Raw genomic sequence first — 12,426 nt, 5'->3', positions numbered from 1 at the left:
AAATTAATAACGAAGGAAATAGCGATGAAGATCAAAGAAGGGTATGTAGCAGCGGGAAGAAATAGACAAGTAATAGTGCGACAGGCCGACCTCATCATCACCGGCGGTGGCCTTTCGGGGGTATGTGCGGCCATTACGGCAGCACGACAGGGATTGAAGGTAGTGTTGGTGCAGGATCGCCCGGTACTGGGAGGCAATGCCTCCAGCGAAGTGCGTCTGTGGGTGCTTGGGGCAACTTCTCACATGGGCAACAACAATCGGTGGGCCAGGGAAGGAGGGGTTATCGATGAACTGCTGGTGGAAAACCTATACCGCAATCCCGAAGGCAATCCCATCATCTTGGACATGATCCTGTTGGATAAGGTAGCCAGCGAACCGAACATCACCCTGTTGCTTAATACGGCGGTTTATGAGGTTGAAAAAAGTAACCCCGATACCATTAGCGGATTGAAGGCGTTCTGCAGCCAGAATTCAACGGAATACCGGCTCGAAGCACCGCTGTTTTGCGATGCTTCCGGTGATGGTATTGTGGGTTTCTTAGGGGGAGCCGCCTTCCGCATGGGAGCGGAAAGCAGAGAGGAGTTTGATGAGCCGATGGCACCGGATGCCGATTACGGTGAACTTCTTGGCCATTCGTTATACTTCTATAGCAAGGATACGGGGAAGCCTATACAGTTTATCCCGCCTTCGTTTGCCGCTGATGTATCGAAGGAGATACCCCGTTTTCGAAACTTCAAGGCCAACGAACACGGCTGCCAATTGTGGTGGGTGGAGCATGGGGGGCGACTGGATACGGTGCACGATACGGAACAGATCAAGTGGGAGCTTTGGCGGGTGGTATACGGTATTTGGGACTACATCAAGAATTCGGGTAAGTTTCCCGAGGCAGATACGATGACCTTGGAATGGGTAGGCATGATCCCCGGCAAACGGGAGAGCCGACGGTTTGAAGGCGAGTACATGCTGTCACAACGGGATTTGATCGAGCAGCGGACGCACCCGGATGCCGTTGCTTACGGCGGTTGGTCTATTGACCTGCATCCGGCGGATGGTGTGTTCAGTGAACGTCAGCCTTGCAACCAGTGGCATAGCAAAGGTGTATTTCAGATTCCCTACCGATGCTTATATAGCCGGAATATCAGTAACCTTTTTTTTGCCGGCCGGATCATCAGCGTGAGTCACGTAGCTTTTGGCGCTACACGGGTAATGGCTACGAGTGCGTATGTGGGGCAGGCGGTAGCCATTGCCGCAACACTGTGCAGGGAAAAGGGAATCACGCCGGGACAGCTTTATCATCGAGGGCACATGGATCAATTGCAGCGGGAGTTGATGAAGTCAGGTCAGCATATACCCGAGTTGGCGTTGGCCGATGATACTGCAGATCTGGTGCATGAGGCGCGTATCGCCGTATCCAGCGAACTTGCGTTTTCCGGGTTCCGCGATACCGACGTGAGCTGGAAGTCGCTGGAGATATCGGCGGCACAATTGATTCCGCTACCAGCAGGAAGGGTTCCGGCTTTTATGCTGGCGTTCCGAGCCGAACAGGATACCGAGTTGAAGGTCGAGCTACGTATGAGCAGCCGTAAGGGCGGCTTTACACCTGATATCACATTAGCTTCAAAAAATATTGCATTGGTTGCCGGTGATATGAGGGGGCAGTTGGACTTTGACATTGAACTCCAGGACAATCAGTACGTATTCTTGACGTTCCTCAAAAATTCGCAGGTGAAACTTCCCTATACCGAGGAGCGGATTACGGGATTGTTATCGGTTTTCAATGGGGTGAATAAAGCGGTGTCCAATCACGGTAAACAGTTGCCTCCGGTTGATTCGGGGATTGATGAGTTTGAGTTCTGGTGCCCCCAAAGACGGCCCGGTGGACAGAACATTGCGATACAGCTTTCGGAACCGGTCAAGCTGTTTGACGTGGACAACGTGCGGAATGGAATAGACAGGCCGGTGAGCGGACCCAATGCCTGGGTGGCGGACCCCGCTGATGGAGCTCCCAAGGTAACACTGAGCTGGCCCGGTCCCCAATCGATCAATCGTATCCAGCTTGTATTCGATACGGATACGGACCATCCGATGGAATCGGTGTTGATGACGCATCCGGAACGGGTTATGCCTTTCTGCGTGCGTCGTTACCGGATCGAGGACGCGGCGGGTACCGTCGTATACCAACGGGAAGGAAACTACCAAACCCGGAATACGATCGTTTTTGACAGACCGGTGATAACGGATAAACTGACCGTCTATGTGGAACATCCCTCGGAAAACATACCAGCCTCCCTGTTTGCCATTAGGTGTTACGGAGGTGCTCGATGACCACACTTGATTATTGGGTAATCGCGGTCTTTTCGGTCGGCATCCTGGTTGCGGGGCTTTCGATGAGCGACCGGAAGGCTGACATGAAGTCGTACTTCGGTGCGAGCGGTGCGCTTCCGTGGTGGATGAGCGGTCTTTCGCTGTATATGGGTTTCTTTTCGGCGGGTACGTTTGTGGTCTGGGGAGCGATTGCCTATGAACAGGGATGGGCGGCGGTTGCCATCCAGTGGACGATGGCGATAGCGGGTTTCCTCATCGGTAGATTCATCGCGCCGAGGTGGCGGCAAACGGGCGTGCTGACGGCGGCGGCGTTCATCCAGCAGCGTTTCGGCGGTGGCGTGCACAAATTTTACACGTATGTATTTTTGCTGATGAGTTTTGCCTATAACGGTGCTTTCCTGTATCCGGTGGCCAAACTGGTGAATGTATCGACCGGCCTTCCGTCGGAGTATGCCATCATGCTGTTCGGATTGATGGCGGTACTGTATACCACCTCGGGCGGGCTCTGGGCGGTCATTGTGACCAACGTGCTGCAGTTTGTGGTGCTTACGGCGGCTGTGCTGATCGTGGTTCCGCTGGCGTTCGACAAAGTGGGGGGCATCGGCCGGTTCGTGGAGGCGTCACCGGAGGGTTTTTTCAACCTGACGGGCGGAGAATATACCCTGTGGTTCATGGTTGCCTTCGGTTTTTATAACATGGTCTTCATCGGCGGCAATTGGGCTTACGTGCAGCGGTACACGAGCGTGCCCACGAAACGGGAGGCGAAGAAGGTGGGTTACCTGTTCGGGTGGCTTTACCTGGTCAGCCCCGTTATCTGGATGCTTCCGCCGATGCTGTACAGGCTGGTGAATGCCGACCTTGCGGGCCTGGAAAACGAAGGGGCCTACCTGCTGATGTGCAAGGAGGTGCTGCCTGCGGGTATCATGGGGCTGATGATCACGGGGATGATTTTTGCCACGACGGACTCGGTAAACGCTTCGCTGAACGTATCGTCGGCTGTGTTTACCAACGATGTGTATAAACGGCTCTATCCGAAGGCTTCCAACGGGACGCTGATGTGGGTGGCGCGGGGTTCGACGCTGGCATTTGGGGTTGTCACGGTACTGGTTGCGCTGATGGTTCCGGCGATGGGGGGCATTGTGGAGGTGGTATTGAGCATCGGTGCCCTTACGGGTGTGCCGTTATACGGCCCGGCGGTGTGGGCGCTGTTTTCCAAACGTCAGACGTCCTTTTCGATTCTGTTCACCACGCTGGCGAGTTTGGCGGTCAATGTGTTTTTCAAGTTCTTGGGTCCGGCGGTATTGGATGTCAGCTTAACACGCATGCAGGAAACGGTTTTGGGTGTCGTACTTCCCATCGTGCTGCTGGCTGTTTTTGAGGTAATCTATCGAAAAAAGCCGTATCGAGTAAGCGTAACAGCTAAGACTGATGCATCGGTAGAACAGGAGGTGGCATCCCACGGTGAGCGCCAGGGAATATTGGCAATCCGGACGGTGGCTTACGCATTATTGGGTGTGGGTGCAATGATCTTTATATTGGGTATTCTGGCACCTTATGGTAAGGCTTCGGTATTGGGAATCTCGGTGTTAATTGTCCTTCTGGGAGGACTTTTACGTTGGATGTCCAGCAAAAGAATCCGGCCTTCGTAATATCATCCGGTTGTAATCAAATGTATTAATCTTTTTGCATGCGATCGTAATTTGCTATTATTACCCGAAAATTAGCAAACTATGGCAACAATCACATTCAAAGGCAGCGATGTGCACACTACGGGTACACTTCCCTCGATTGGAAGTCAGGCTCCCAATTTTAAGTTAACTGCGGGCAACTTGTCGGATAAGACATTAGCCGATTATCAGGGCAAAAAAGTCATTCTCAATATCTTTCCAAGCATCGATACGGGAACCTGTGCAGCTTCGGTAAGAGCATTCAATCAGAAAGCCGCGGGACTGGACAATACCGTCGTGCTCTGCATTTCGAAAGACTTACCGTTCGCTCAAGGACGTTTTTGTGCTGCCGAAGGGCTCAACAATGTGGAAACACTTTCCGAATATAAAGACAGCAATTTCTCCGACGCTTATCAACTGAAGATCGCCGATGGTCCGTTAGCTGGATTATTAAGCCGTGCTGTAGTCGTTGTCGATGAAAATAGCAAGGTAGTATATACCCAGCAGGTTGCGGAAATTACCGATGAACCCAACTACGATGCGGCTTTGGCGGCGATTGCGTAACTTTTGCGATTGCTTAGCTTAACTTAACACAAAGCAAGCGCCTATTGAATTCGGCTTTTGCCGAGACCATAGGCGTGTTTACTTCATGATCAAAGCAATGCCTTATTTCTACCGATGGGGAATCATTGCTGTCTTCCTGTTTGGTTTTTTACATAATCTGCAGGCCCAGACCTGGCCACGCGGGGAGGTTGATACCCCTTATTTAAATGTCGTTAAGCGAAGGCAATTGCTGGTGCAATTGGACATCGAAAACGGCGGGATGATCGCCAACAATAAATTGGTTCGCGAATCATTCGGCAATATTTATTATAACGGAATAAACCTGCGTCTAGGATGGCAGACGGATCGGGAAGGAGATGACTACCATCAGTTATATAACTACCCGATCTATGGCATCGGACTTTATGCCAGTACGTTTCGCAAAGCAGAGATTGGTACGCCTACTGCCCTATATGGTTTTTTTGCTGCGCCGATAAAGGCGGGGCGATTGAAGCGGTGGGATTTCAATTACCGGATCTCATTAGGACTGGCGAGCAATTTTGAACCTTATAATGAAGAGAATAATCCCTTGAACATCTTGTTGGGTACCCACCGAAATGTCTTTGTTGACTTGGGCGTCCAGGCAAATTATAAGATAGGTCATCATCTCCAATTGGGAGCCGGATTGTCATTTCATCACTTTTCCAATGGTTCTATTAGGCAACCCAATAAGGGCATTAACTTGTTGCCCCTGAGTGTAACCATAACATACGTCCCCTACCGGCAGACACCGGACTTCACCAAGCGGGAATTGCCCGAACTTGATGAAAGGGGCCAGATTCATCTGCACTATGCCTTCGGCATCAAGCAATTCGAACCGCAAAACAGAAGGCGATATTTTAAGTCCACGGTTGGCATGTATTGGAGTTATGCCGTAGGTTATCAATGGCGTCTTGGTGTGGGCGGAGACTTGTTTTATTCTGATTCGGGCAACCAGCCTGAAATCGCTGGCGATGCGCTCAACAAGATTGGATCCATGTTTTCCGGAGGACCAGCCTTCTATATTGACCACGTTTTGACCAAGCGGTTATACCTCAACGGTAATGTGGGCGTTTATGTACATCGCAACAAATTCAATGGCGAAATCAAGCCGATATTCTTGCGCCTGGGTACACGGTATAAAGTTTGGAAGAATGCTTATGCAGGGGTGTCCATCAAAGCACACGCTGCAAAAGCCGACTTCGTGGAGTGGACAATGGGATATACCATACAACGCCGCTAACGCGAAACCAATAAGTCGCAAGCCTATTTAGCCCGCCACTGCTTGTATTGATTGATCAATCCATTGGTTGAGGCGTCGTGCGATTCAACCGATTCGTCATTCCGCAATTCGGGCAGGATTTTTCCTGCTAATTGTTTACCAAGTTCAACGCCCCATTGGTCAAAACTGAAAATATTCCAAATGATACCCTGTACGAATATTTTGTGTTCATACAGGGCGATCAGTGAACCCAACGTATAGGGAGTGATTTTCTTGACAAGGAATGAATTACTTGGGCGGTTTCCTTCAAACACTTTAAACGCTTTCAACCGTTCAATTTCATCGCCACTTTTACCGGATGTTTTCAATTCAGTTACCACCTCGGCCTCGTCTTTGCCATTCATTAAGGCTTCTGTCTGGGCGAAAAAGTTTGATAAAAGCAGGGTATGGTGTTCACCGAGCGGATTATGTGTTTGAGTCGGCGCTATAAAATCACAGGGGATTAATTTGGTGCCCTGGTGGATTAGCTGGTAAAAGGCGTGTTGGCCGTTGGTTCCGGGTTCCCCCCAGATAATGGGGCCAGTTTGGTAGTCGACAGCATTGCCATTCCGATCCACATACTTGCCATTGCTTTCCATGTCACCTTGTTGGAAATAAGCGGCAAACCGATGCAAATATTGATCGTAAGGAAGAATAGCCTGCGTTTCGGCATCGAAAAAATTGTTATACCAAATGCCAACTAGGGCCATGATGACCGGAATGTTGTCTTCAAGGGGAGTGTGGCGGAAATGTTCGTCCGATGCATAGGCCCCTTGCAGCAATTGTGAAAAATTATCGTAACCGATGCTCAATACAATGGACAGGCCTATCGCACTCCATAACGAATAACGACCACCTACCCAATCCCAAAACTCAAACATATTTTGCGTATCGATACCGAAGTCGGCAACGGCTTTACCGTTGGTAGATAGCGCCACAAAGTGTTTAGCAATTGCCGAATGGTCCGCACCACTGTCCAGCAGCCACTGCCGCGCCGAGTGTGCATTCGCCATGGTCTCTTGTGTGGTAAAGGTTTTGGAGGCGATTAAAAACAATGTGGTTTCAGGGTCGATCCCCTTCAAGGTTTCTGCGATGTGTGTACCGTCCACATTGGAAACAAAATGGATATTGAGGTGGTTTTTATAGGGTTTCAGTGCTTCTGTAACCATTACGGGGCCCAAATCTGAGCCACCTATACCGATGTTGACCACGTCGGTAATGGCTTTACCTGTGTAGCCTTTCCAGTCGCCGTTGATAATTTTCGCTGAAAAATCGCGCATCTTGGCCAATACTGCATGAACCTCGGGCATGACATCCGCTCCGTCGACCAAAATAAGCTCACTGCCCTGATTACGGAGCGCGGTATGCAACACGGCACGGTTCTCCGTCTCGTTGATGGCTTCCCCAGCAAACATGGCTTTCATGGCATCTTCCAGTTGGCATTCGCGGGCTAGTTGAAGAAGCAATGCCTTCGTGGTATCGTCTATGCGATTTTTCGAATAGTCGAAAAAGATGTCACCAAACGTGATCGAAAATTTCTCGAATCGATCCGGGTCTTCGCGGAACAGATCGCGGAGATGCTTCGGTGCGATGTCAATGTAGTGGTTGCTCAGGTATTTATAAGCTGCCGTTTGCGTAAAATTGATACGAGGAAACATAATTTTTGAGTTTAGTAAGGATCAGTCTTCTATAATTTCGCTATTGTAACTTTCAGGCTCCACAACTTCTTCCTTGAAATAGCGCTTTTGGTACAAAAGGATGAGTGCAACTCCTACGGTGATGGCCGAATCAGCAATGTTAAATACCGGTCTGAAAAAGAGAAAATCTTCTCCACCCCATAGGGGAAACCACGAAGGGAAATGTCCTTGAATGATCGGGAAGTAAAGCATGTCCACAACTTTTCCGTGGAACAGGCTGGAATAACCGCCCCCGGAAGGGAAAAGCTGCGCTTTTTCAAACCAGGTACTTTCACTGAATAGCAGGCCGTAGAACGTGGAGTCGATGATATTTCCCATCGCACCTGCAAAAATTAAGGCAACATTGAGGATAAACCCTCGATGGTACTTCCGCTTGATCATGTAATGTAGGCCATAACCAATGCCGATAACCGCTGCTATACGGAATAACGAAAGCGCTAACTTACCTGCTTCCCCACCGAATTCAAGGCCGAAAGCCATGCCGTTGTTTTCAGTGAAATGGATGATGAACCAATCGCCCAGAATTTTGTATTCCTGGCCAAGCGTCATGTTCAGTTTGATCCAAAATTTGACGAGTTGGTCTATGAGGAGTACCGACAGAATCAGAATAACGGGTTTGGTGTAGCCTTTCATTGTTTATAGCTATCGGCTTTCAGCAATCAGTTATCGGCGTTTCAGCAACTCCATGGCTGATTTCCGAAAGCTGATCGTTGAAGGGCAGTTAATATTGTTTCAACTTGGCTTCCATGCTTAGCGTAGTGTGCGGTACGGCACGGAGTCGTTCCTTTTGGATGAGTTTGCCCGTTTCGCGGCAGATGCCGTAAGTCTTGTTTTCAATACGCACCAAAGCAGCCTCCAGGTTGTCGATGAACTTTTTTTGGCGTGCGGCCAATTGGTTCGTCTGCTCTTTTTCCAACGTAGCAGACCCATCTTCCAAAGTCTTAAAAGTGCCTGCCGTATCGTCAGTTCCATTGCCATTGCTGCTATTCAGCGACTTGGTTAAGGATGACAGTTCTTCTTTCGCTACACGTAGTTTTTCTAGGATGATCTCCTTGAACTCTTGTAGCTCAGCATCACTATACCGTGTTTTCTCGTTGTTATTTGACATAATTTTACACTTTTTCAATTAAAACATTCATCTCCTTTTCAGCGATCTCTATCGTGTCACCTGTGATGAGGTTATCCTCAAATATCAAAGAGTCTGCCAATATCTCGGTGCGAATATAAGATAAATTACCCTGAGCGGCAGCAGCAATAACTGGAATGTTGCTTAAACTTACCCGGATCCGGTCCGTTACCTCAAACCCCTGCTCCTTGCGCAGATTCTGGATACGGTTTACCAGCTCACGCGAGATGCCTTCATTTTTAAGCTGTGGTGTAATATGAATATCCAACGCTACCGTCAGGTTTCCCAGGTTGGTCACTTGCCATCCGGCAACGTCTTCAGCAATAATTTCTACGTCGGCCGCCAATACCGTATATTTTGATCCGAGTACGGAAATTTGTCCTTCCCGTTCAAGCATGGCGATTTCGTCCGGGCGTAGCGCTTGGATGGCTCCGGCAACTTCTTTCATGTCCTTGCCTACTTTCGGTCCCAATGTTTTGAAATTCGGCTTTATTTTCTTTTTGATGATACCCGAAGTATCGGTAATAAACTCGATTTCTTTAATGTTGGTTTCGGAGAGAATCAATTCTTTGACCGTTTCTACTTTGCGCTGGAAATCGTCGTCAAGTACAGGCAGCAGAATCTTGTTCAGTGGCTGCCGAACGTTGATGCCCGTTTTCTTGCGCAGCGATAACGTAAGCGACGAAATATCCTGAGCCAGGGCCATGCGGTCCTCCAGATCTTTATCGACCAACTCACGGTGATAGACCGGGAAGTCGGCCAAATGTACGGATTCGGCCGATTCCTTACCGGTTGCTCCGTTCAAATCCAAATACAGCCGATCGCTAAAAAACGGTGCGATGGGTGACATCAGTTTGGCGATCGTGTCCAAACAGGTGTAGAGCGTTTGATAAGCCGAAATTTTATCTTGTGTATAGTCTCCTTTCCAGAACCGTCTGCGGCAAAGCCGCACATACCAATTGCTCAGATGCTCATCCACAAATGTTTGGATGGCACGGGCAGCTTTGGTGGGTTCGAAGTCGGCGTAATAACCGTCTACCTCTTGGGTCAAACTGTTAAGCAGGGAGATGATCCAGCGATCTATTTCCGGCCGATTGGCAATGGGAAGGTCAGATTCTTGGTAAGCAAACTTATCGATATTGGCATACAGCGCGAAAAAAGCATAGGTATTGTACAACGTGCCGAAAAATTTGCGGCGGACTTCATCCAAACCATCTTCGTTAAATTTAAGGTTGTCCCATGGAGCTGCGTTGCTGATCATATACCAGCGCGTGGCATCAGCGCTGTGTTTCTCGATGGTGGCGAAAGGATCAACCGCGTTGCCCAGCCTTTTTGACATTTTGTTGCCGTTTTTATCGAGTACCAAACCGTTGGATACCACGTTTTTAAAGGCAACGGAATGCCTGAGCATGGTGGAGATGGCATGAAGTGTAAAAAACCACCCTCGGGTCTGATCTACCCCTTCGGCAATGAAATCTGCTGGATAAGCACCTTCGAATTCGGATTTAAACGGCGTGTCACTGTCCGCGGCTAGCTTCTGTTGGTCCAATCCCCATTGGGCAAAAGGCATGGCTCCGCTGTCGAACCATACGTCAATGAGGTCGGGCTCGCGGTAGAGTTTTTGTCCTCCTTCCGATACTAAGACGATATCGTCTACGTAGGGGCGGTGTAAGTCAAGCTCCTCGGAACCGAATTTACTGAGATATTGCTGCAACTTGGCTTTCTCAGCCACATCGAGCACATCGGAAGCGAGGCTGTTTTCAATCTTTGTTTTCAGTTCGACGATTGATCCGATGCAGATTTCCTCGTTTTCATCGGCACTGCGCCAAATAGGTAGTGGTGTGCCCCAATAGCGGGAGCGCGAGAGATTCCAGTCAACCAGGTTTTCCAGCCAGTTGCCAAAACGGCCGGTGCCGGTAGCCTCCGGTTTCCAGTTAATGGTTTTGTTGAGTGCCACCAATTCGTCTTTCACCGCTGTGGTGCGAATAAACCAGCTATCCAATGGATAATAAAGAACAGGTTTGTCTGTACGCCAGCAATGGGGATAGCTGTGCTCGTATTTTTTTACTTCAAAGGCTTTATTTTCTTCTTTCAATTTGATGGCAATGAGCACATCAGTGGGTTTGAATCCATCGGCCGACCGCTCATCGTCGCTGTAATATTCTTCTTTCACAAACCGGCCACCAAACTCACCGATCTCCTTTACGAATCGTCCGCGTTTGTCGACGATGGGGACGTCTTTGCCGTTTTCATCTTTTACGAATACGCCGGGAACGCCGTTTTCCTTACTTACACGAAAGTCATCCGCACCAAAAGTTGCGGACGAATGCACAATACCCGTGCCGTCCTCGGTGGTAACAAAGTCACCTGCAATGACACGAAAGGCGTTTTGTTCCAGTTCTTCATTGGTGACATAGGGTAGAAGCTGATGATATCGGAGATTGACCAACTCAGCTCCCGAAAATTCTCCGCGGACTTCCCAAGGGATAATCTTGTCGCCCTGCTTGTAGTCTTTTAAGGGAATAGTTTGGCCCTCTGGTTTGAAATATTTGTCGACCAGTTCTTTAGCCAACACCACGCTTACCGGTTCGAATGTATATTGGTTAAACGTGCGGATTTTGGCATAACGGATGTCCTTTCCGACGACTAAGGCACTATTAGCGGGTAGTGTCCATGGCGTGGTTGTCCATGCCAAAAAAGCAGTATCTTCGTTTTCGTCTTCGAACAGGGCCGCCATGGCAGGGTGTACCTGATCACGTTTAAGGCGAAATTCTGCTACGATGGTGGTATCTTTCAGGGGCTTGTATGTACCGGGTTGGTTGAGCTCGTGCGAGCTGAGACCTGTTCCTGCAGCCGGAGAGTATGGCTGTATGGTGTACCCTTTATAGAGCAAGCCTTTGTTGTAAAACTCTTTCAGTATCCACCACAAGGTCTCGATGTATTCGTTTTCGTAGGTGATGTAAGGATTCTCTAAATCGACCCAGTATCCCATTTTTTCGGTCAGATCGTTCCATACATCGGTATACTTCATCACTTCCCGACGGCACGCAGCATTGTAATCGGCAACGGAAATGGTTTTGCCAATGTCTTCCTTCGTGATGCCCAGCGTTTTCTCGACGGCAAGTTCGATCGGTAAACCATGCGTATCCCAGCCGCCCTTGCGTTTTACCTGGTAACCTTTGAGTGTTTTGTAGCGGCAGAAAATATCCTTGATGGTGCGAGCCATTACATGATGGATGCCAGGCATACCATTGGCTGACGGGGGGCCTTCGTAAAAGGTATAAGGTCGATCTGCCGGACGTTGGGAAATGCTTTTTTCAAAGATTTTTTCTGTTTGCCAGCGGGTCAATACCTCTTTGCCAATTTCGGATAAATGGAGCTGCTTATATTCCTTGTACATCAATCGTTTGTGTTCAAAAATGAGGTTGCAAAGATAGTGAATAAGTACGAAAGGAAAAAGGGAGATGTGATTCGGGCGGCTTGCTCCTCAACTGGAATCGGCTCGCTTTGCTTCCGATTCCTAGGTTTCGTCTGCAAGTCGCCCGAATCACTGGGAGTAAGGAGTAGTGCTTGCTTCTCAACTGGAATCGGCTCGCTTTGCTTCCGATTCCTAGGTTTCGTCTGCAATCGTCCGAATCATGGCGAGTAGTAGCCGTATTCCAACCTTACCAATTATATACCTGTTCTATACCTTTTTCCTACCGTTTTGGTAAGGAATTGGTAAAGCGGAGGTAAGGAATTGGTAAGTGAAAAGTAAGGAAAGCGTAA

8 protein-coding genes are annotated in these 12,426 nt (G+C 49.0%); 4 read left to right on the top strand and 4 right to left on the bottom strand.

Annotation, left to right across the window (positions count from 1 at the left end; translation table 11 throughout):
* The first annotated feature begins 24 nt into the window (after positions 1–24).
* The 4 genes from BMZ56_RS16500 (at position 25) to BMZ56_RS16485 (ending at position 5,817) form a co-directional block, all read left to right on the top strand.
* Positions 25–2,325 (top strand): FAD-dependent oxidoreductase, encoded by a 2,301-nt coding sequence (locus BMZ56_RS16500; protein WP_090628578.1) that lies wholly within the window; start codon positions 25–27, stop codon positions 2,323–2,325.
* Positions 2,322–3,974, top strand: a complete 1,653-nt coding sequence (locus BMZ56_RS16495; RefSeq protein WP_090628576.1) for a sodium:solute symporter family protein — start codon at positions 2,322–2,324, stop codon at positions 3,972–3,974. The genes BMZ56_RS16500 and BMZ56_RS16495 overlap by 4 nt, the downstream gene beginning before the upstream one ends.
* 81 nt (positions 3,975–4,055) lie before the next feature.
* Entirely contained in the window at positions 4,056–4,556 is a 501-nt protein-coding gene (tpx, locus tag BMZ56_RS16490) for a thiol peroxidase (RefSeq protein WP_090628575.1), read from the top strand.
* 85 nt (positions 4,557–4,641) lie between these two features.
* The gene (locus tag BMZ56_RS16485) at positions 4,642–5,817 is read left to right on the top strand and encodes an acyloxyacyl hydrolase (RefSeq protein ID WP_090628573.1); all 1,176 of its coding nucleotides are present in this window, start codon (positions 4,642–4,644) and stop codon (positions 5,815–5,817) included.
* 23 nt (positions 5,818–5,840) lie between these two features.
* Here BMZ56_RS16485 and pgi read toward each other — a convergent pair whose 3' ends face one another.
* The 4 genes from pgi to ileS all read right to left on the bottom strand — a co-directional run bounded on the left by pgi (position 5,841) and on the right by ileS (position 12,058).
* Positions 5,841–7,493, bottom strand: a complete 1,653-nt coding sequence (gene pgi, locus BMZ56_RS16480) for a glucose-6-phosphate isomerase (protein WP_090628572.1) — start codon at positions 7,491–7,493, stop codon at positions 5,841–5,843.
* A gap of 21 nt (positions 7,494–7,514) precedes the next feature.
* The gene (locus BMZ56_RS16475) at positions 7,515–8,165 is read right to left on the bottom strand and encodes a lipoprotein signal peptidase (RefSeq protein ID WP_090628570.1); all 651 of its coding nucleotides are present in this window, start codon (positions 8,163–8,165) and stop codon (positions 7,515–7,517) included.
* Positions 8,166–8,253: 88 nt separating this feature from the next.
* Positions 8,254–8,640 (bottom strand): TraR/DksA family transcriptional regulator, encoded by a 387-nt coding sequence (locus tag BMZ56_RS16470; RefSeq protein WP_090628569.1) that lies wholly within the window; start codon positions 8,638–8,640, stop codon positions 8,254–8,256.
* Between the two features lie 4 nt (positions 8,641–8,644).
* Positions 8,645–12,058 (bottom strand): isoleucine--tRNA ligase, encoded by a 3,414-nt coding sequence (gene ileS / locus BMZ56_RS16465; protein ID WP_090628567.1) that lies wholly within the window; start codon positions 12,056–12,058, stop codon positions 8,645–8,647.
* Between the last annotated feature and the right edge of the window lie 368 nt (positions 12,059–12,426).

It is taken from the genome of Parapedobacter indicus, from assembly GCF_900113765.1.
GTDB lineage: Bacteria > Bacteroidota > Bacteroidia > Sphingobacteriales > Sphingobacteriaceae > Parapedobacter > Parapedobacter indicus.
This window is presented reverse-complemented; position numbering and strand designations above follow the sequence as displayed.

What these genes read in the sequence shown, in the direction of transcription:
- BMZ56_RS16500 (WP_090628578.1), top strand. Translation starts at nt 25, where the DNA reads ATGAAGATCAAAGAAGGGTATGTAGCAGCGGGAAGAAATAGACAAGTA.
- BMZ56_RS16495 (WP_090628576.1), top strand. Translation starts at nt 2,322, where the DNA reads ATGACCACACTTGATTATTGGGTAATCGCGGTCTTTTCGGTCGGCATC.
- tpx (WP_090628575.1), top strand. Translation starts at nt 4,056, where the DNA reads ATGGCAACAATCACATTCAAAGGCAGCGATGTGCACACTACGGGTACA.
- BMZ56_RS16485 (WP_090628573.1), top strand. Translation starts at nt 4,642, where the DNA reads ATGATCAAAGCAATGCCTTATTTCTACCGATGGGGAATCATTGCTGTC.
- pgi (WP_090628572.1), bottom strand. Translation starts at nt 7,493, where the DNA reads ATGTTTCCTCGTATCAATTTTACGCAAACGGCAGCTTATAAATACCTG.
- BMZ56_RS16475 (WP_090628570.1), bottom strand. Translation starts at nt 8,165, where the DNA reads ATGAAAGGCTACACCAAACCCGTTATTCTGATTCTGTCGGTACTCCTC.
- BMZ56_RS16470 (WP_090628569.1), bottom strand. Translation starts at nt 8,640, where the DNA reads ATGTCAAATAACAACGAGAAAACACGGTATAGTGATGCTGAGCTACAA.
- ileS (WP_090628567.1), bottom strand. Translation starts at nt 12,058, where the DNA reads ATGTACAAGGAATATAAGCAGCTCCATTTATCCGAAATTGGCAAAGAG.